This is a genomic window from Bradyrhizobium sp. WSM1253 (assembly GCF_000244935.1).
Classification (GTDB): domain Bacteria; phylum Pseudomonadota; class Alphaproteobacteria; order Rhizobiales; family Xanthobacteraceae; genus Bradyrhizobium; species Bradyrhizobium canariense.
Map to the genome: position 1 here is coordinate 7,548,283 of NZ_JH600073.1, position 18,695 is coordinate 7,566,977.

The 18,695-nt window shown below is 64.1% G+C and carries 16 protein-coding genes; 9 read left to right on the forward strand and 7 right to left on the reverse strand.

Annotation, left to right across the window (positions count from 1 at the left end; all coding sequences use genetic code 11):
* Positions 1 to 312 precede the first annotated feature (312 nt).
* On the forward strand, positions 313 to 552 hold the full coding sequence (locus BRA1253DRAFT_RS44790; RefSeq protein WP_007602597.1) for a hypothetical protein: 240 nt from the start codon (positions 313 to 315) through the stop codon (positions 550 to 552).
* A gap of 1,040 nt (positions 553 to 1,592) precedes the next feature.
* Positions 1,593 to 4,055, forward strand: a complete 2,463-nt coding sequence (locus BRA1253DRAFT_RS36450; protein WP_007602600.1) for a bifunctional diguanylate cyclase/phosphodiesterase — start codon at positions 1,593 to 1,595, stop codon at positions 4,053 to 4,055.
* Here BRA1253DRAFT_RS36450 and BRA1253DRAFT_RS36455 read toward each other — a convergent pair.
* The 3 genes from BRA1253DRAFT_RS36455 to thrS all read right to left on the reverse strand — a co-directional run bounded on the left by BRA1253DRAFT_RS36455 (position 4,041) and on the right by thrS (position 8,111).
* Complete coding sequence (locus BRA1253DRAFT_RS36455; RefSeq protein ID WP_007602606.1) at positions 4,041 to 5,309, reverse strand: serine hydrolase; 1,269 nt, start codon at positions 5,307 to 5,309, stop codon at positions 4,041 to 4,043. The genes BRA1253DRAFT_RS36450 and BRA1253DRAFT_RS36455 overlap by 15 nt on opposite strands.
* A 63-nt stretch (positions 5,310 to 5,372) precedes the next feature.
* The gene (locus BRA1253DRAFT_RS36460) at positions 5,373 to 5,936 is read right to left on the reverse strand and encodes a nitroreductase (RefSeq protein WP_007602608.1); all 564 of its coding nucleotides are present in this window, start codon (positions 5,934 to 5,936) and stop codon (positions 5,373 to 5,375) included.
* A 93-nt stretch (positions 5,937 to 6,029) separates the two neighbouring features.
* Entirely contained in the window at positions 6,030 to 8,111 is a 2,082-nt protein-coding gene (gene thrS / locus BRA1253DRAFT_RS36465; RefSeq protein WP_007602610.1) for a threonine--tRNA ligase, read from the reverse strand.
* A 186-nt stretch (positions 8,112 to 8,297) separates the two neighbouring features.
* Between thrS and BRA1253DRAFT_RS36470 the strand changes: the two genes are divergently transcribed.
* Positions 8,298 to 9,470, forward strand: a complete 1,173-nt coding sequence (locus BRA1253DRAFT_RS36470; protein WP_007602611.1) for an MFS transporter — start codon at positions 8,298 to 8,300, stop codon at positions 9,468 to 9,470.
* A 92-nt stretch (positions 9,471 to 9,562) separates the two neighbouring features.
* A complete protein-coding gene (locus BRA1253DRAFT_RS36475; protein WP_007602613.1) occupies positions 9,563 to 9,955 on the forward strand; it encodes a hypothetical protein in 393 nt (130 codons plus the stop codon).
* 33 nt (positions 9,956 to 9,988) lie between these two features.
* Here BRA1253DRAFT_RS36475 and BRA1253DRAFT_RS36480 read toward each other — a convergent pair whose 3' ends face one another.
* Positions 9,989 to 11,332: an alpha/beta hydrolase gene (locus tag BRA1253DRAFT_RS36480; RefSeq protein WP_007602614.1), complete on the reverse strand. Its 1,344-nt coding sequence runs from the start codon at positions 11,330 to 11,332 to the stop codon at positions 9,989 to 9,991.
* Between the two features lie 329 nt (positions 11,333 to 11,661).
* Between BRA1253DRAFT_RS36480 and BRA1253DRAFT_RS36485 the strand changes: the two genes are divergently transcribed.
* A complete protein-coding gene (locus BRA1253DRAFT_RS36485; RefSeq protein ID WP_007602618.1) occupies positions 11,662 to 13,029 on the forward strand; it encodes an APC family permease in 1,368 nt (455 codons plus the stop codon).
* A 2-nt stretch (positions 13,030 to 13,031) separates the two neighbouring features.
* Complete coding sequence (locus BRA1253DRAFT_RS36490) at positions 13,032 to 14,246, forward strand: hypothetical protein (protein WP_088941232.1); 1,215 nt, start codon at positions 13,032 to 13,034, stop codon at positions 14,244 to 14,246.
* Positions 14,247 to 14,265: 19 nt separating this feature from the next.
* Here the strand turns inward: BRA1253DRAFT_RS36490 and BRA1253DRAFT_RS36495 are convergent, their stop codons facing one another.
* Positions 14,266 to 14,829, reverse strand: coding sequence for a helix-turn-helix domain-containing protein (locus tag BRA1253DRAFT_RS36495; protein WP_007602622.1), 564 nt, complete (start codon positions 14,827 to 14,829; stop codon positions 14,266 to 14,268).
* 356 nt (positions 14,830 to 15,185) lie between these two features.
* On the opposite strand from BRA1253DRAFT_RS36495, the gene BRA1253DRAFT_RS36500 reads away from it, so the two are divergent.
* Genes BRA1253DRAFT_RS36500 through BRA1253DRAFT_RS36510 form a run of 3 tightly spaced genes read left to right on the forward strand, consistent with a single transcriptional unit; the run spans position 15,186 to position 18,029 of the window.
* The gene (locus BRA1253DRAFT_RS36500) at positions 15,186 to 16,499 is read left to right on the forward strand and encodes an MFS transporter (protein WP_007602623.1); all 1,314 of its coding nucleotides are present in this window, start codon (positions 15,186 to 15,188) and stop codon (positions 16,497 to 16,499) included.
* Between the two features lie 55 nt (positions 16,500 to 16,554).
* On the forward strand, positions 16,555 to 17,076 hold the full coding sequence (locus BRA1253DRAFT_RS36505; RefSeq protein ID WP_007602624.1) for an MOSC domain-containing protein: 522 nt from the start codon (positions 16,555 to 16,557) through the stop codon (positions 17,074 to 17,076).
* The gene (locus BRA1253DRAFT_RS36510; protein ID WP_007602625.1) at positions 17,073 to 18,029 is read left to right on the forward strand and encodes a PDR/VanB family oxidoreductase; all 957 of its coding nucleotides are present in this window, start codon (positions 17,073 to 17,075) and stop codon (positions 18,027 to 18,029) included. The genes BRA1253DRAFT_RS36505 and BRA1253DRAFT_RS36510 overlap by 4 nt, the downstream gene beginning before the upstream one ends.
* Before the next feature lie 9 nt (positions 18,030 to 18,038).
* Here the strand turns inward: BRA1253DRAFT_RS36510 and BRA1253DRAFT_RS36515 are convergent, their stop codons facing one another.
* Positions 18,039 to 18,251, reverse strand: a complete 213-nt coding sequence (locus BRA1253DRAFT_RS36515; protein WP_007602626.1) for a hypothetical protein — start codon at positions 18,249 to 18,251, stop codon at positions 18,039 to 18,041.
* Between the two features lie 90 nt (positions 18,252 to 18,341).
* On the reverse strand, positions 18,342 to 18,680 hold the full coding sequence (gene yidD, locus BRA1253DRAFT_RS36520; protein WP_035994626.1) for a membrane protein insertion efficiency factor YidD: 339 nt from the start codon (positions 18,678 to 18,680) through the stop codon (positions 18,342 to 18,344).
* Between the last annotated feature and the right edge of the window lie 15 nt (positions 18,681 to 18,695).

Here is an 18,695-nt window from a genome sequence, read left to right on the forward strand (position 1 = left end):
CCTGACGCTGATCTCCGTGTCTGGTGAACGCTTCTCATTCAGCGCACGGATCCCCCATATCTCATTACCGCCAGTCCCGTGTGCAAAGCAGATGCTCTCCGCTGCTCCGTTTGGTGTTGCGATTTGAGTAGCTTTGTCAGCGCTACCAAGCAGGACCGATCAACACCGGCACCGCCGGCTTATTCCGGCGGCGCCGCGACTTCCTCACAGCCGGTGCAAGATACCTATTTCCGATAATCAATTTTATTCGCTTTCCATCCTGCCGCGTTATATGTCGGGCATCACTCCAACGGGGGAGGCCGGAGCAAGCTCGTGCGTCTGCGAGACCGGCAAGGAGCAGGGGCCAAGCTCGTCGGCATGTTCGAAGTGATCCTCACCAGGCGTAAGCGGTTCGGCTGGCGGTGGCAGGTGTGCGACCAATCCGGCAAGAAATTTGCCGATGGCTTCGAGCGCACCCGGCCGTCCGCCAAATATCATGGCGAGCGCGCATTGTTCTTCCTGTTGTCGCAGGCCCATCTGCGCAATCGCTTGGCGACGTCCAGCGAGGACTAGTCGCGACTCGCGTGCAGTCCGGTAGGTCTCGTAGCCCGGGTGAGCGAAGCGATACCCGGGGGCGCTCGCGGAGACATCCCGGATGTCGCTTCGCTCATCCGGGCTACAAGATATCGCGTTGCCCGTCGGGCAAAACACCCAAGCTGCCGGTCAACCCGCGTGGCTTAAAATATTCCACTTTACCGAATTTCGGAATTGCGTATATTTCGCCTCACTCCGGCCCAAGGAAGAGGGGCGTATCGCGATCGTCACGAACGCGGGCCGGACGGCGGTGGACGTTAGTCACATCGGCGCGAAGGGTTTCGCAGGGCGGGCAACCGTGAGCGAAAGTGTCGCGCACACGACCGGTGTGATCGGCGTACGGCGAAATCGTGTGGTCCTGGCGCCCGGGGTCTGTGCGCCAAGTGTTGCGGTGATGTGGGTTGCCCGACCGGGCACACGCATCAGCCATCCGCAAGGCGACGGGGGCAATAGTGCATCGCTCCCCGGGGAGAGCGCGACATAAGCCGTAAAGCCACTGCGCAGGGAAGGCCGGATGTTCAGGCTTCACCTGTATGCCGCTGTGCATTGTTCTTACGACAATTTCGCACAGTGGACCGCGGGTGCCAGCCGGCACCCGGTCTTCCCTGCGCCCTCTTTTCATTTGAGGGTGAGGCATCGAAGCAAAGCTCGGGCGAATGCGCCGCGAGGATGCGAAGGTGCGTCTGGGATCGAAAATGTGAATGGAAGCGTGACGCTGCCGCCCAGAGACTCCGTCATTGCGAGCGCAGCGAAGCAATCCAGTCTGCCGCCGCGGAGAGATTCTGGATTGCGTCGCTGCGCTCGCAATGACGATGCTGATGCAGCGGTGCGCCAAAGCTTCGGTCTCACGCGCCTCCTACGCAACGCCTTCGCACAACCGTCACAGTCTCTAACGCCCACTAACCAACGCCCGACTTTAAACTGTCATAATCGCCGAACGGAACCCGCGCTCGTGCGCTCTTTACACGCCGTTAAGCGCGGCTGCATTGGATGCAGCGGAAAGTGCGTTGGGGACTGCCATGAGTGCCGTGAAGAAAGTGTCGGGAAAACCGGCCGCCGAAATGTTCGACGACATCCCGGTGCTTCAGCGCAAATGGCGTGCCGCGTTGAAGCCGGGCGAACGGCTGCCGCGCTACGAGGACGTGATGCTCGGCAGCCTGGGACGGCTCGCCGACCACATCGCGCTGCTCAAGGGCGACGGCGCGCTCGAACTGTCGCGCAGCGGACGCTACGTGCAGAAATGGCTCGGCGAAGAGCGCTGGGACATCCCGGTTGCCGCGCTCTCGCCCGATTGCGCTACCGCGCTGTTGGAAGCCGCGGCGAGCGCGCTCGCCAACGGGCGGCCACACCTGGCCAGCGCCCATTGCGTGCGCGACGGCATGGTCAGGACGTTTGATGTGCTGGCGCTTCCGACCGCATCGCGCTGGGGCGCGACGCTGGTCGGCGCCTACATCAACGAACGCGGCGCGCAATACAATCTCCTGGACGCGATCTTCGCTTCGACCGACGACGCGGTGGTCTCGCTGGCGACCCTGCGAGACGCGGGTGGCAAGCCGTTCGATCTCCAGGTCGTGCACCACAACAAGAGTGCGGCGCGGCTGCTGAAGGCCGAAGGGGCGAGCCTGCTGTGGCGCCGCATCGGCGAGGGCGACACGCTGCTGGCCTCGCTTGAAGTCATGGACTTCCTGCTCAAGGCCGTCTCCGGCGGTCGCGGCGAGCAGCTCGAGATCGAGAGCGACGGACGCCATCTCCGGCTGAGCGCCACCGCGTTTGCCGACGTGGTCTCGCTGACGATCTCGGATGTCACTGTGTTGAAGCGGCGCGACGCCTCTTTCCGCCTGCTGTTCGACAACAACCCGATGCCGATGTGGGTGTTCGACGCCGCGAGCAAGCAGTTTCTCAGCGTCAACGACGCGGCGGTCCAGCATTACGGCTACAGCCGCGCCACCTTCCTGCGCATGAAATTGCACGAAATCTGGCCGCAGGACGAATGGGGCAGCCACGCCGAGGCGCTCGAACGCGTCGGCGACGCCTATCACTCCTCGCGCAACTGGCGGCATCTGCGCGCCGACGGCAGCGAGATCGAGGTGCTGACCTTCGGCCGCCGCGTCGCCTTCGACGATCGCGACGGATATCTGGTCGCGGTGGTCGACATCACCGAACGGCGCAAGGCCGAGGCGCGGATCGCCCACATGGCGCACCATGACGGGCTCACCGATCTGCCGAACCGCGAATATTTCCAGGAGCGCTTGAAGCAGGCGCTCGACCAGGCCAGCGAAAAGCGAGTCGGCGTGCTCTACCTCGATCTCGACCTGTTCAAGAACGTCAACGATTCCTTCGGCCATCCGGTGGGCGACCGCCTGTTGAAGGAGGTTGCCACCCGTCTGAGCACCGCGGTCCGCGGCGCCAATCTCGCGGCCCGGCTCGGCGGTGACGAGTTCGCGGTGATCCTGGCGGCCGACGTCACGCCCAACGAGGCCAGCGCCTGCGCGGGCTTGCTGATCGACCTGCTGAAGGCGCCCTACGAGATCGACGGTCAGGAGATGGTGATCGGCGCCAGCATCGGCATCGCGCTATCGCCGGGCGACGGTACGACGTCGGAAGAGTTGATGCGCAACGCCGATATGGCGCTGTACCGGGCGAAATCCGACGGCGGCGGCGTGCATCATTTCTTTGAGCGCGAGATGGATCTGCAGGCGCAGAAGCGCCGTGACATGGAGCTCGATCTGCGCCGCGCGTTTGCCAATGGCGAGTTCGAGCTGCACTACCAGCCGCTGGTCTCGATCGCCTCCGACCGCATCTCCGGCTTCGAGTCGCTGCTGCGCTGGCATCACCCCGACAAGGGCATGATCTCGCCGGCGGAGTTCATTCCGGTCGCCGAGGACATCGGCCTGATCACCCAGCTTGGTGAGTGGGTGCTGCGCGTAGCTTGCTCCGAGGCGGTGAAATGGCCCGTCGACGTCAAGGTCGCGGTCAATCTGTCGCCGGCGCAGTTCCGAAGCCGCAATCTGGTTCAGGTCGTGATCTCGGCACTGGCGCAGTCCGGCCTGTCGCCGAAGCGGCTCGAGCTGGAGATCACTGAGTCGATCTTCCTGGCCGAGACCGACGCCAATCTCGCCATCCTGCATCAGTTGCGCGAGCTCGGCGTCAGCATCTCCATGGATGATTTCGGCACCGGCTATTCCAGCCTCAGCTATCTCCGCAGCTTCCCCTTCGACAAGATCAAGATCGACCGCTCCTTCGTCAAGGATCTGGCAGGGCGGCCCGATTGCGTCGCGATCGTTCGCGCGATCTCGGGGCTTGGCCGCAGCCTCAACATCACCACGACCGCGGAAGGCGTCGAGACCGAGGATCAGCTCGCGTGGTTGCGCGCCGAAGGCTGCAACGAAGTGCAGGGCTTCTTGTTCAGCGCTGCGCGGCCCGCGGCCGAGATCGCAAAGCTGCTCGCCGATTTCGGCCAGCGTGCTTCACGGGCGGCGTAACTCGGACGGATAACAATCATAGACCAGCGCTTTGAAGGCGGGCGTGATGCGGCTGCGTTCGTTCTGGGTCTGCTGCATCAGCAGGTAGACCATGTCGAGCTTGGGATCGACGCCGAAATAGGTGCCGCTGCCACTGTCCCATTTCAACTCGCCGAGCGAGCCCGGCGGCGGCGGTCTGGCGTTGCCGGGATCGGTCCGCACCGCGAGGCCATAGCCATAGCCGAAGCCGTCGCCCGGAAAATAGAAGTAATCGCGTCCGACGCCCGAGCCCGGCCCGACGTGATCGGTCGTCATGGCCTTGAACGCGGCGGGGCTCAGATAGCGTTTGCCGTCGAACTCGCCGCCATTGAGCAGCATCTGCGCGAAGCGCTGATAGTCGGTGATGGTCGAGAGCAGCCCGCCGCCGCCGGACTGCCATTCGGGATGGTCGAGGCGCTCGCGCTCGGCGGCGAGCAGGATGTTGTCGTTCGGCAGCGGCCGCGCCATCCGCGCGAGCTCGTCCTCGGTCGCCAGCGCGAACTTGGTGCTGCTCATGCCGAGCGGATCGAAGATGCGCTGCTTGAGGAATGCGTACAGCGTCTGGCCCGAGATGATCTCGATGACGCTGCCGAGCACGTCGGTGGAATGACCGTAGCGCCACAGGGTCCCCGGCTGCCGCGCCAGCGGCAGCTTCGCGATGCGTTGGGCGAATTCCCTGTTGTCGAATTGACCTTCGAAGATATTGGCGGCCTTGTAGGCCTGCTCGACCCATTTGCCCCCGATGTAGTCGTAGCTGATGCCGGAGGTGTGCCGCAGCAGATCCTCGATGTTGACGGGACGGATCGGCGCCACGAGATCCAGATGCAACGTGCCGTCGGGATTGGTGACCTCAAGTCCCACCTTGGTATCGGCAAAGAGGGGAACGTATTTCGACACCGGGTCGGTGAGCGCGAGCTTACCCTCGTCGATCAGCATCATCGCGCCAAGGCACGTGACCGGCTTGGTCATCGAGTGGATGGCGAAGATCGTATCGGGCGTCATCGCGAGGCCCGTCCTGGTGTCGCGCACGCCGAAAGTCTTCAGATAGACCGGCTTGCCGTGCTGCTGGACCAGGACCACGGCGCCCGGCAGCCGGCCGCTCGTCACCTCGTTGTCAAAGTACGCGGTGATGCGGTCGAGCCCCTCGGACGACGGAGCGGGGATGTCGGCGGCGCGGGCCCGCGCCATCGTGCCGGCCAGCAGCGCGGCTCCGACCAGAAATTCACGACGCTTCATCCGGGCTTCCTCCCTTGCCGGGATCAAAGCCGCAAGACGTCGAAGGCGTCAACACGCCTTCGATTAAAATCGCGTCACGATTTCGGAAAGGACCGGTCGCGGACGGTCCTCGCTCGGCCTGGTCGGCTTGCCGATATGGACGAAGCCGGCGAGTTTCTCGTCCGGTTTGAGGCCGAGGCCATCCAGCACGTCGCGATCGAACGCGAACCAGCCGGTCAGCCAGCACGCGCCGTAGCCGAGCGCGGTCGCGGCCGTGACGATGTTCATGACGCTGGCGCCGGCCGACAATTCCTGCTCGAAGGCCGGCACCTTCGGATGCGGCTTGGTGAAGCTGACGATGCCGATCACCAGCGGCGCATCCGTGAGGCGCTTGCGCTCGGTCTCGACATCGGCCGCCGCCGCGCCGGGATTCTTCCGGGCAAACACCTTCGCGATCACCTCGCCGGCGCGCTGGCGCGCATCGCCCTCGAAGATGATGAAGCGCCAGGGCGCGAGCTTGCCATGGTCGGGCACGCGCGCGCCGATGGTGAGGATGGTCTCGAGCTCGGCCGGGGAGGGGCCGGGTCCGGACATCTCGCGCGGCTTGACCGAGCGGCGGGTCTTCAGGAGTTCGATGGCATCGGGCACTGCGGTTTCCTCTTCGGCTGGTCGTCGGGCGTGCAGTCCCCACATAGGAATGCACGCCCGCAACCGAAAGCGAGTTTAGACCGATTTCAGATGTCAGGCCGCGCCGCGGCTCCGCTTCACATCCGGCGGGGTCGCCTCGTCGACGAGGGCGGCGATGGCCTCCGCCGTCGTCGTCACTTGCTGACCGTCGCTGCCGAGCCGGCGGATCGAGACCGACTGCGTCTCGGCCTCTTTCTTGCCGACCACGAGCAGTGCCGGAATCTTGGCCAGCGAATGCTCGCGGACCTTGTAGTTGATCTTTTCGTTGCGCAGGTCGATCTCGGCCCGAAGTCCCGCACGCCGGACTTGCTCCAACACCTGCTTGGCGTACTCGTCGGCTTCCGACGTGATGGTGGTGACCACCACCTGCACCGGCGACAGCCAGAGCGGGAAGTTGCCGGCATAGTGCTCGATCAGGATGCCGATGAAGCGCTCCATCGAACCGCAGATCGCGCGGTGCACCATGACCGGCGGCTTCTTGCCGCTGTCGTGGTCGATGTAGAACGCACCGAACCGTTCCGGCAGGTTGAAGTCGACTTGCGTGGTGCCGCACTGCCAGTCGCGGCCGATGGCGTCGCGCAGCACATATTCGAACTTCGGCCCATAGAAGGCGCCTTCGCCGGGATTGATCTCGGTCTTGATGTGATTGTTCTGCGACTGGATCTCGCGCAGCACCGTCGCCATCACGCGCTCGGCGTGATCCCACATCGCGTCGGTGCCGACGCGTTTCTCCGGCCGGGTCGACAGCTTCACCGTGAGATCGCCGGTGAAGCCGAAATCGGCGTAGGTCGACAGGATCAGCTCGTTGATCTTCAGGCACTCGTCGGCGAGCTGATCCTCCATGCAGAAGATGTGCGCGTCGTCCTGGGTGAAACCGCGCACGCGCATCAATCCGTGCATCGCGCCGGACGGTTCGTAGCGGTGCACCACGCCGAACTCGGCGAGCCGCAGCGGCAGGTCGCGGTAGCTCTTCAGGCCATGCTTGAAGATCTGCACGTGGCCGGGGCAGTTCATCGGCTTCAGCGCGAACCAGCGCTTGTCCTCGGCCTCCTCGCCGGCCGACTGCGCCGCGAACATGTTTTCGCGGTACCAGCCCCAATGGCCGGAGGTCTCCCACAACGACTTGTCGAGGATCTGCGGGGCGTTGACCTCGCTGTAGTCGCCGGCGAGGCGTCGCCGCATATAGGCGATCAGCTGCTGGAAGATGGTCCAGCCCTTGGCGTGCCAGAACACGACGCCCGGGCCTTCCTCCTGGAAGTGGAAGAGGTCGAGCTCGCGTCCGAGCTTACGATGGTCGCGCTTCTCCGCTTCCTCGATCTGCTTCAGATAAGCGTCGAGGTCCTCCTGCTTGGCGAATGCCGTGCCGTAGATGCGGGTCAGCATCGGGTTGTTGCTGTCGCCGCGCCAATAGGCGCCGGCCACCTTCATCAGCTTGAAGGCGTTGCCGACCTTGCCGGTCGAGGTCATGTGCGGGCCGCGGCAGAGATCGAACCAGTCGCCCTGGTAATAGATTTTGATCGGCTCGTTGCCGGGAATGGCGTCGACCAGCTCGACCTTGAACGCCTCGCCCTTGTCGCGGAACACCTGTTTGGTCTTTTCGCGATCCCAAACCTCCTTCGTAAAAGGCTTGTCGCGCGCGATGAGCTCGCGCATCTTTTTCTCGATCGCGGCAAAGTCTTCCGGCGTGAACGGCTCGTTGCGGAAGAAATCGTAATAAAAGCCGTTCTCGATCACGGGGCCGATGGTGACCTGCGTGCCCGGCCACAGCGTCTGCACGGCTTCGGCAAGCACGTGGGCGCAGTCATGGCGGATCAGCTCGAGCGCGCGCGGATCGTCGCGGTTGATCAGCTCGATCCTGGCATCGGCTTCGATGGGATCGTCGAGGTCGGAGACCACGCCGTCGAGCGCCATCGCGACCGTGCGCTTGGCCAGCGACGGCGAAATACCCTTGGCGAGTTCGAGACCGGTGATGCTCTTGGCGTATTCGCGCCGGGCGCCGTCGGGGAAGGTGAGGGTGATTTTTTCCGGCGGGGTCACGGGTCTCAAATTGCTGAGGCTGTACTGAAAGCCGGATTCGGATTTGGGCTGCTCGGACTTGGATTGGTCCTTGGATTGGTCCGTGGGCTGGTCGGTCATGGCATGTCTCCTGAGGCTCACTCCTGCGAACGAGCGCAGGTAAGCGGGAACGAGCGATATATCAGGCGATTCGGCCTGCGCAATCCGGCATTTCCAAGAAAACGGCGCGCAAAAGCGGGGGCGCTGCACGAACTATTCCGGGCAATGCCCTTTAACTGGTTGCAAGGCGGTTCTACATGCGTTTGCATGGAAAATGCACGCGCCGGCCGTTTCGCGCCAACCGCCCTGATGCTCGGCAATCTCGTCACCGGCTGCTCGGTCTTGGCACCGGCCGGCATGCTGCCGGAATTGGCGACGGGGCTCGACGTCAGCATCCATGCGGCCGCGCTCCTGATCACCTTCGGGGCTGTCATCCTGTGCATCGGCTCGCCGCTGACGGCCTGGCTCACCAGCCGCATCGAGCGCCGGGCGCTGCTCACCACGACGCTGGCGGTGCTCGCCTTTGGCAACCTCGCTTCGGCCTTTGCGCCCGACTATGCAAGCCTCCTCGTCATCCGCCTGGTGATGCTCGCGGTCGGCGCGCTTTACACGCCGCAGGCCGCCGGCACGGCGGCGCTGATCGTGCCGGTGGAGCGTCGCGGCAGCACGATTGCCTACATCTTTCTCGGCTGGTCGCTCGCTGCCGCCGTCGGCCTGCCGCTGATCACCTTCATCGCCAGCCGCTATGGCTGGCGCGCGGCCTATGGCGGGATCGGCGCGCTCGGTTGCGTCAGCCTGCTGCTGTTGCTGATGCGGCTGCCGGCGGGCTTGAAGGGGTCGCCGGTGGATTTGAAGACCTGGAGCGCGGTCGGTCGCAACAGAACCATCCTGCTGCTGCTTGCGATCACGATGTTGCAGATGTCCGGGCAGTTCGTGGTGTTCACCTTCATGGGGCCGCTGCTCAACAAGCTGACCGGCGCAGGGCCCGATGCGATCGGCCTGGTGTTCGCTCTCTATGGCGTCTGTGGCTTCCTCGGCGTTGTCATCGCGACCCGCATCGTCGACACATCAGGGCCCTATCGCACCTCGCTGTTGTTCACCTGCCTGCTGCTTGCGGGGATCACGGGCTGGGCGCTCGGCGCCGGCACGCTCGCGTTGATGGCGGGTGCGGTCGCGATCTGGGGCCTCGGCTTTGCCTCGACCAATTCGATGCAGCAGGTGCGGCTGGTCTCGGCCGCACCGTCGCTGGCATCCGCGACCGTCGCACTCAACACCTCCGTCCTCTATATCGGCCAGGCGGTCGGCTCTGCCGTCGGCGGACTGTTGTTCGCCCGCGGGCTCCTGCATACGCTCGGCTTCGTCGCGGTCGGTTTCGTCGTGGTCGCGCTGATCCTGGTGGTCCTGACCCGGCCCCGGCCGGCAACTGCCGCCCCGGCCTGAACGGAAGCGTGTCCGTGTGCGCAAGGTGCTTGGCAAATCGCGCGCGGGAGCGCTAGAAGGCGAGGCATGGGGACCAAAGAGGGTTGACTGAAATGAGGATGATTCTGGCGGTTGTCGCGGTGCTCTATTCAGCCTCCGCGTTTGCACAAGCCGACAAGCCACCACCGATGGTCGGGGACAAGCCGCTGGTTCAGGTCAAGCCCAAGGGCACCAAGGCGGGGACCAAGGAGGCGGCGGCCAAGCCGGCCGCCGCGCCGAAGGGCAAGCCACAATCGATCGCGGCGCGGCTCCAGGCTTGCCTCGACCTCGATGACGGCACCAAGGACCGGCTCAATTGCTACGACGCCGTGATCGCGCCGACGCCGAAACCGAAGCCGCCGAAGGCCAAGGGCTACGCCGATTGCCGTTTCTTCAAGGAAGAGGACGAACGGCTGGCCTGCTTCAATGGGTTTGCCGAGAGCATTCCGAAGCTGCCAAAGAGCTGAGCGACAGACGTAGGCTTAGCGAGTCACGTCCAATCAGCGACTCGATGCGGATGACGCCGTAGCTGCGACGCGCGTCAGCGCCAGTGCCGGCGTCGCTGACATCTTCACCAGCACGTCCTTGAGCGGATATTGCGTCCAGGCGCGATTGACATAGTCACGATGGGTGATGCCGTCCCCGGTTTCGACGAACACCACGCTGCCCGGACGCAAGGGGCCGTCCATGTCTTCGGAGACGGTGATGCCCTTCTGCCGCAGCGTGCTCATCAGTTCGCGGTCGCGCCGCGCGGTGTAGCGGGTGTAGGAGCTGACGAAGAAGCCGGAGCGGTGGCTCTCGATCCATGAGGCGAACTTGTCCATCTCGCCATAGACGGCGTCGAGCAACACGACGCCGCGGACGCGGTCGCTGATGCCACCAACCTCGAGACTCCAGGCGGTCGGCAGGAAGCCGCCGCTGTAGCCGACGATCACGATCGGCATGTTGGCGAAGGCGCGGGCGCTGTTGGGATCGCCCGTGAGCCGGGCGAGATGGTTCGCCGACTCGTCGATGAAGCGCTTGAGGCCGCCGGCCTGCCAGAATTTTCCTGCGCTGGAATCGGCGGCGTCGACCGCCATCTGCGGTGCGAGCAGGATGGCATTGGCGCCGGAATCGGTGATCTGTTGCGGCACCAGCTGGCGGTCGCGCACGTCGCGCTCCAGCGTCGCGCCATTGCCGTGGAAGAACACCACGATCACGCCTGGCTTCCGCACGTCGAAATGTTCGGGCACGTGCATCAAGACGCGGTTGTCGTTGTAAGTCTCGTCCTGCCAGAACACGCGCCCGGAATAGCTGCGGTGGCCGCGGCGGTCGCCCTTGGAGATGTTGAGGAATGGCGCGTCGGAGGCAGGGTTGTTGCCGAAATAGGGGAAAGCTGACGATTTCATGCTGACGAGCGTCGTCAGGTCCTCGCGTGGCGGACGCTGGTAGGGGGCCTGCGGCGCGAGCGAAGCGACCTTGTAGGGCGCCTGCTCCGGCTGCTGCTGCACGGCGCGCTTGGGTGAGAAGTCGGACATCTGCCGTTGCAGAAAACCCTCGCTCGCGGATGGGAAGCGCTCCTTGAACTGGGGGGCCGGGAAGCGATCCTCGAACGTGTCGCCGCTTGCGACTTGCTGGCTTGTCTTCGCGACGACCTGGACGTTGGCTGGGACGTTGCCTTGGACATTGGCCTGCGAGTTCGCCGCGAGCGCTGCCGGATTGGGCGCCTTGCCGCATTGAACCAGCGTCAGCGACAACGGCACCAAGGCTGAGATCAGAGCGGTCCGGAGCGCACGACCGCGTGCGCCGGACGTGGTCCGGTCGGCGCGGATGTCAGCTCTCGGTTTCGGAACGGCCCCGACCATTCACCCATGACCCCAAGTCATGACCACAAGTCCATCGGCAATCATTAAGGCAATTGAGCCGATGGGCGTTTAGGCGACGTTAAGTGTCCGGAGAAACTTCCCCACATCCGGAACGCTCAAAGGGACCACGCAATCGTGTCGTGATTGTGGGGGAGGGAAGCGGGATGTCCCGGTGTTTACGAAGCTTTATTGTCCGGATCGTGCATTAATGGTGCTGCAGTACCGATTTGGCCTCGCCTCATTTAACCCTTGTTAACCCTGCTTGAATTGACTGGACCGAACTGCACGATGCTTCCCACGAGGCGTGACGCCTGAGGTTGAGGACGGCGATGACGGCATCAGATGCGGGTACTGCACCCTGGACCGGCCGGCTGACCGGACGCGGGTCGGGGGTCTCCGTTCTGGTCGCAACCGCCATCGTCGTGGCCGACATGATCGGGGTCGGCGTCTTCACCAGTCTCGGCTTCCAGGTCAAGGACATCCCCTCAGGCTTCTCGATCCTCTTGCTGTGGACCGTAGGCGGCATCGTCGCGCTATGCGGGGTATTCTCCTACAGCGAGCTCGGCGCGATGTTTCCGCGCTCGAGCGGCGAATACAATTTCCTCGGCCGTGCCTACCATCCCGCCTTCGGCTTTCTCGCCGGCTGGGTGTCGGCGACCGTTGGCTTTGCAGCACCCGTCGCGCTCGCCGCGATGGCCTTCGGCGAATACGCCAAATCGGTCGTGCCCGGTGTGCCGCCGATCCCGCTTGCCATCGCCGTGGTGTGGCTGGTCTCGCTCGTGCAACTGACCGGGGTCAGGCACTCCTCGACCTTCCAGTTGATCTCGACCATCCTGAAGGTCGTGCTGATCGTTGCCTTCCTGGTTGCAGGATTCATTGTCGGCGTGCCGCAGCCGATCGCCTTCACGCCGCAGGCGGGCGATCTCGCGCATATCGTCAGCGCGCCCTTCGCGATCGGGCTCGTCTTCGTGATGTATTCTTTCTCGGGCTGGAATGCCGCAACCTACATCATCGGCGAGATGAACATGCCGCAGCGGGACCTGCCGCGCGCGCTGCTCGCGGGCACGCTGATCGTGCTCGTGCTGTACGTCGCGCTGAATGCGGTGTTTCTCCATTCGACGCCGGTCGGCGCGCTCGCGGGTCAGCTCGACGTCGCCAGCGTCGCCGGCAGCGCGATTTTCGGCAATCTCGGCGGCCGGATCGTCGGCGCGATGATCTGTTTCGGCCTGATCTCCTCGATCAGCGCGATGATGTGGATCGGCCCGCGCGTGATGATGACGATGGGGGAGGACATTCCGGCGCTGCGCGTGTTCTCGCAGAGATCGGTGCGCGGCGCGCCGGCCTATGCGATCCTGTTTCAGCTCGCCGTCGCCAATCTGCTGTTGTTCACGCGCAGCTTCGAGGCCGTGCTCGACTTCATCCAGTTCGCGCTGCTGTTCTGCTCGTTTTTCACGGTCGCCGGCGTCATCAAGCTGCGCATCACGGATCCCGATTTGCCGCGGCCCTATCGTGCCTGGGGATACCCGTTCACGCCGCTCGTTTTCCTGCTCGTGACCGGGTTCATGATGTACTATTTGTTGACCGAGCGGCTCGTGCAATCGCTGTCGGGGATGCTCGTCATGCTCTCGGGCCTGTTGATTTATGCTGTTTTCCGCAGGCGGCCGGTCGCCGCTGGCACGTCACACAATCGCGAATAGACATGTTTCGACCCATGAGAATTGCGGCCGTGGCTCTCGCCTTGCTGGCTGCGGCCGTCCCGTCCGCACGTGCTGCCGAGGCAACCTTCGACGACACCGCGCGCTTCCTCGCGGGCATGCAGCCTTCGGCGGATTCGCCGCTGGTGCCGCTCACAAAGGACCCGGGCTGGCAGCGCCACGCGAGATTCTTCGACGGCGCCTTCGCCCAGCTTGAGGAGCGCCAGCTCTCGAAGATCCGCAACTGGGCCGACGTCAATCTGGCGGCGCCCAGACCGACCATGTTTTATTTGTTCAGCGGCCCCGACTTCCTCTACGCCAACGCCTTCTATTCGAAGGCCAGCACTTACGTGCTCGGCGCGCTGGAGCCGGTCGGTGCGGTGGCTGACCTGACGCGATTGCCACGCGGTTCGGTCGGCGCCGCGCTCTACAATGTCGAGCGCTCGCTCGGCTCGATCCTGAGTTTTTCCTTCTTCATCACCAAGCAAATGAAGGTCGACCTGCACACCAACCAGGTCAACGGCACCTTGCCGATCCTCTACGTCTTCCTCGTCCGCTCCGGCAAGACCATCCGCAATGTCGAAATGGTTGCACTCGACGACAAGGGCGGGATGCATGTCGGCAACGACAACCCCGGACCGAACGCGACGCGCGGCGCCCGCATCACCTTTGCGGGCCCCGACGGCGAGGCGCGCACGCTATATTATTTCTCGACCGATCTCTCCAATTCAGGTGCACGCGCAGCCGGCTTCCTGAAGTTCTGCGAGACGCTCGGCCCCGGCAACAGCTTGATCAAGAGTGCGTCTTATCTGCTGCACTCCGGCAACTTCACCGTCGCCCGCGACTGGTTGCTCGCCAACAGCGCGACCATCGTCCAGGACGATTCCGGCATTCCGCTTTCGAACTACAATTCGCGGCAATGGCGCTTCTTCCCGTTCGGCCGCTATCTCGGACCCATCAGCGAATTTCCCGGTCGCTACCAGGAACGTTACGCCGCGCTGTTCACGCGCGCCCGGCCGATCGATTTCGGCGTCGGCTACCGCTGGCGGATGCATGAATCGAACTTGCTGCTGGCGGTGAAGGTGCCGGGAAGCGAGACAGCGCCCGGCGCGGAGACCACCTCGTCCGCCGAGCCCTCGCCGAAACCACCGCGTCCGAAGCGGCCACGTCCGCCCGAGCCGGTCCCGCCGCCACCCGGGCGCTTTTTCTGGTCCCGCTAAACCTGGTGCTCGGCCGGCGTTACGCCGCCGGGCTCTGGGCGACCACAACCAGGACCTCCGCCTTCTGTCGGCCGAGGCTCCTGACCTCATGCGGTGTCTCGCCTGAAAAATATAGGCAATCGCCCTTGCCGAGGACGAGTTCTTCGCCGTCGAGCTTGATCGCGATCTTGCCGTTGATGACAAACAGCAACTCCTCGCCCGCATGCGAGGCGCGCGTCGCCGATTTGTGCGGCGGGCTCAGGAGGAACGGCTCCATCATCTTGCGGGTGCGGCCGGTTGCCAGTGGCACCACGCCAAAGGTGTCCTGAAACAGCGGCACGCTGCCGCCTTCACGGCGGAACAGCGTGTAGCGCGGCGCGGGCTCGGCGTTCGGGTCGAAGAAGGTCGCGACGTTGACCTCGAGCGCGGCTGCCATCCGTAGCAGGGCGGCGAGCGAAGGGATCTTCAGGTTGCGCTCGACCAGCGAGATATAGCCGCGCGTGAGATCACTCTGTTTGGCAAGCTGGTCCAGTGTCAGGCCCTTGGCGATCCGCGCCTGGCGAATGTTGGCCCCGACGGCTGCCGCTTTGCTGACGTCAAGCACGCATGAGTCTCCCGAATTGCTGACGTCTCTTTTGCAACAGATGCCGCTCGACTGCCAGTCCGGCGGGTGCGCGCTGTCCCTTCCGTGTACGCGCCAGCTGTATTCCAAAGGAAAACATATGCGCAGAAATTTAGAGCAAGGTCGCAGATATTGTAAGCAAAGACTCTGGTTTATCGCCTAAACAGCTCATTTAAAGGGCAATAAGCGTGCTTTGCCGCTCCGGACGGCATTTGCCGCGTTCCGCGCCGTTGATTTCCAACAGTAAACATGATCGATTTTTACCGTCCGGGCTGCCGATGGGCTCCGCGGACAGAACCAACTGCTTTCCCTGGCGCCGGTACTTTTTGGAGACATCGATGACCGTAGCAGACGACGTAACCCTGAACGTAGCCCCGGACGAGGCGGCGAGCTTGCGGCGGATCGTGTGGTCGAGCGTGATCGGCACCGCGGTCGAATGGTACGACTTCCTCATCTACGGCACGGCGACCGCGCTGGTCTTCAACAAGGTCTTCTTCGCTGCCGGCAACCCCGCGCTCGCCACGATCGCGGCCTTCGGCACTTATGCGGTCGGCTTTCTGGCGCGACCGCTTGGCGCCGCGATCTTCGGTCACTACGGCGACAGAGTGGGCCGCAAGGCGATGCTCGCGATCACGATCATGGTGATGGGCATCGGCACCTTTCTGATCGGCTTGCTTCCGACCTATCAGCAGATCGGGATCGCCGCGCCGCTGCTCTTGATCGGCCTGCGATTCCTCCAGGGCATTGGCCTCGGCGGCGAATGGGGTGGTGCGGTGCTGATGGTGGTGGAGAATTGTCCGACGCACCGCCGCGGCCTGCTCGGCAGCATGGTGCAGGTCGGCAATCCCATCGGCAATCTCGCCGCGATCGGCGTGTTTGCGCTGGTGGCGAGCCTGCCAGAAAGTGAGTTCATGTCCTATGGCTGGCGCATTCCGTTCCTGATCTCGATCTTGCTGGTCGGCGTCGGTCTCTACATCCGCCTCAACATGGAAGAGACCGTGGCCTTCCGCCAGGTCCAGGCCAAAAAGGAGGTCGCAAGTCTGCCGCTGGTCGAGATCTTCAGGCATCACCGCCGTCCTTTCTTTACCGCGGTCGGACTGAAGATCTCGGAGATCGCCTATGCCAGCATCGGCGGCGTGTTCGTGATGTCCTACGCCACCGCGAATCTTGGCTTATCTCGTACGGTGGTGTTGAACGGCGCCTTCGCGGCATCGCTGGTCGCGCTGCTCGCCATTCCGCTGTTCGGCTGGCTGTCCGACATCGTCGGCCGCAAAAAGATGTTCTATGCAAGCTGTCTGTTTTCGGCGCTGTTTGCCTTTCCGCTGTTCTGGCTGCTCAACACCCGCGATCCCACCATCGTCATCTGGACCATCGTGGTGGCGATTACTTTCGGGCAGATGGTGATGTTCGGCATCGGCGCGCCCTGGTACTCCGAGCTGTTTTCCGCGCGGCTGCGCTATAGCGGCGCCTCGCTCGGGTTCCAGGTCGGGGCCGCCATCAGTGGCGGATTGACGCCGCTGATTGCGGCGGCTCTGATGGGCTGGAGTGGCGGCGCCACCTGGCCGGTTTCGCTGCTGCTGATTGGCTGCGCCGCCATCACGGCGACCGCGACCACGTTCGCGCCGGAAATGGCGAACAAGGAACTGACCTGATCCCGCGGCGCGCCGCTGCCGGCGGCGCGCCGTCGCTTCTCACAAGGATTTTGTCATGCTCGATGAGATAGACGCCGGCTCGGCCGATAGCACAGCACGCCTCGGCTGGACTGGCTTGGTCCGCTTCCTCCATCTCGCTCCACGCGCGTTCCTGCCAATGCGCGCGATGGAGCACCTCGTTCTCGTCGCCGGCCAAGGGATAGAAGGCGACCGCTACATGATCGGGCGCGAGGAAGGATTTTATTCGCACAAGCCCGAAGAGGGCAGGCAGGTCACCTTGTTCGAGCTCGAAACCTTGGTTGCGCTCAAGCGCGACGCGGGAATCGAACTCGGTCCCGAGGAGCATCGCCGCAACGTGACGGTCGAGGGCGTGCCGTTGAACCATCTGGTCGGCCGCCGCTTCTGGTTAGGTGAGACCTTGCTGGAAGCGACCCGATTATCGATCCCATGCCGGCATATCGAGGAGATCACCGGCAAGGCGATCTTCGATCCGCTCATCAACCGCTCGGGCCTCAACTGCAGGATATTGCAAGGCGGCATCGTCAGGGTCGGCGACACCGTGCGGAACATGGCATGAGCGCACGGCCGATAACGACGATCAAGACGGTTGTCGCCGGCATCGAAGAGGCCGGTGCGGGGATCAAGGTGTTCACGTTGGCCGATCCCGACCGTTGGGACCTGCCGCCGTTCAAGCCCGGCGCCCACATCGACCTGCATCTGCCGAACGGTCTCGTGCGGACCTATTCGCTGTGCAACGAGCCCGCCGACAACTCGCGTTACGTCATCGCGGTCAAACGCGAGGCCGATGGGCGCGGCGGTTCGCGCGCGCTTCACGACGAGGTTGGCATAGGCGACGTCATCGGCGTGTCACTGCCGCGCGGCGGGCTGGAGCCGGGTGCGGACATTGCGCATCATGTGTTCGTCGCCGGTGGCATCGGTGTAACGCCGTTCTTGTCGATGGCCCGTCACCTCCTGCAGATTGGCAATACAGGCTTTGTGCTGCACCTCATCGTGCGCGAGGAGGTGCCGCTTGCCGCACACCTCGCGCCGCTGATCGATGAGGGGCGTGTCGTCGTGCACCGCACGTCCTGCGCCGGGCGTCCGAATCTCGCTTCGCTGGTCGGCGAAGTTGGGGGGCAGACGATGGTCGCCTGCTGCGGGCCGGAAGGCATGACCGACGAGTTCGAGCGCCTGACCGCAGCCTGGCCCGCAGCCAATGTTCACATCGAGCGTTTCGTCGCGCCGCCACCGGTGATCGACCCTGACGCAAAGCCCTTCACGCTGTTGCTGGCGCGTACGGGGACCGAAATCCCGGTTCGCGCCGGCCAGACCATGCTGGCGGCCTTGCAGGAAGGAGGAATCGATATATCGACGTCCTGCTGCGGCGGTATCTGTGGCGCCTGTAGGGTCGGCTGGATCGAGGGCAAGCCCGTGCACCGCGACCGCGTCCTGTCGCCGTATGAGCGCGAACGCTTTCTCATGATCTGCGTCGCCGGATCGGATGCCGACCGGCTGGTGCTGGACCTCTAAAGTCTAGCTCTACCAGTGCACGCTCTGGCTCGGCACGATGAACGCCGTCGTACTGGGCGGCGTGGCAGTGCTCGTGGCCAGATACCAGCCGGAGCCGACCGCGAGCATCAAGAGGACGATGATGGCGAGCATGTCGAGGGTTCTGGGATCGTGGCCTCGCGAACCAATCCGCGAATCCGGTCCAGACCTGAAGTGAAAATGAGGGCTGATTTTCCAGCGCATTGTTTTTCCTCCCGCGGGAGCGTCACATCAACGCGAGGGGAGAATTTCGGTTCCACTCAAGGTAGCGACGCGTGAGGCGCCGCGCCGTGCTTAGGATGCATTGACACCGCGCCAGCGGCCGTAGCGCCAGGGCGAGTACCAGCGCGCGCCCTGTGGCGCGGTGAGGGGCACGTTGTCGATGCCCGAGGTGCCGAAGGGGTTGCAACGGAGCAGGCGCGCCAGCGTCATCCAGCCGCCGGCCCACAGCCCGAACCTTTCGATCGCCTCGTCGCCATAGGCGGAGCAGGTCGGCAGGTGCCGGCAGTTGTAGCCAACCAAGGGCGAGAGCGTGTGGCGGTAGATCCAGATCAGCGCGCGGCCGAATCTGCGCGGAAGCCGGAGCGCGCCCGCGACGGAATTGGAACAGTGCTCGCAGGCTGATTGCTTCATGGGCGCTTTGCTGAG

Excerpts from the sequence above, each read along its gene's own strand:
- BRA1253DRAFT_RS36490 (WP_088941232.1), top strand. The coding sequence starts at position 13,032 with ATGTTTCGACCCATGAGAATTGCGGCCGTGGCTCTCGCCTTGCTGGCT.
- BRA1253DRAFT_RS36455 (WP_007602606.1), bottom strand. The coding sequence starts at position 5,309 with ATGAAGCGTCGTGAATTTCTGGTCGGAGCCGCGCTGCTGGCCGGCACG.
- BRA1253DRAFT_RS36470 (WP_007602611.1), top strand. The coding sequence starts at position 8,298 with ATGGAAAATGCACGCGCCGGCCGTTTCGCGCCAACCGCCCTGATGCTC.
- BRA1253DRAFT_RS36485 (WP_007602618.1), top strand. The coding sequence starts at position 11,662 with ATGACGGCATCAGATGCGGGTACTGCACCCTGGACCGGCCGGCTGACC.
- BRA1253DRAFT_RS36505 (WP_007602624.1), top strand. The coding sequence starts at position 16,555 with ATGCTCGATGAGATAGACGCCGGCTCGGCCGATAGCACAGCACGCCTC.
- BRA1253DRAFT_RS36480 (WP_007602614.1), bottom strand. The coding sequence starts at position 11,332 with ATGGTCGGGGCCGTTCCGAAACCGAGAGCTGACATCCGCGCCGACCGG.
- yidD (WP_035994626.1), bottom strand. The coding sequence starts at position 18,680 with ATGAAGCAATCAGCCTGCGAGCACTGTTCCAATTCCGTCGCGGGCGCG.
- BRA1253DRAFT_RS36500 (WP_007602623.1), top strand. The coding sequence starts at position 15,186 with ATGACCGTAGCAGACGACGTAACCCTGAACGTAGCCCCGGACGAGGCG.
- BRA1253DRAFT_RS36515 (WP_007602626.1), bottom strand. The coding sequence starts at position 18,251 with ATGCGCTGGAAAATCAGCCCTCATTTTCACTTCAGGTCTGGACCGGAT.
- BRA1253DRAFT_RS36450 (WP_007602600.1), top strand. The coding sequence starts at position 1,593 with ATGAGTGCCGTGAAGAAAGTGTCGGGAAAACCGGCCGCCGAAATGTTC.
- BRA1253DRAFT_RS36510 (WP_007602625.1), top strand. The coding sequence starts at position 17,073 with ATGAGCGCACGGCCGATAACGACGATCAAGACGGTTGTCGCCGGCATC.
- BRA1253DRAFT_RS36475 (WP_007602613.1), top strand. The coding sequence starts at position 9,563 with ATGAGGATGATTCTGGCGGTTGTCGCGGTGCTCTATTCAGCCTCCGCG.
- thrS (WP_007602610.1), bottom strand. The coding sequence starts at position 8,111 with ATGACCGACCAGCCCACGGACCAATCCAAGGACCAATCCAAGTCCGAG.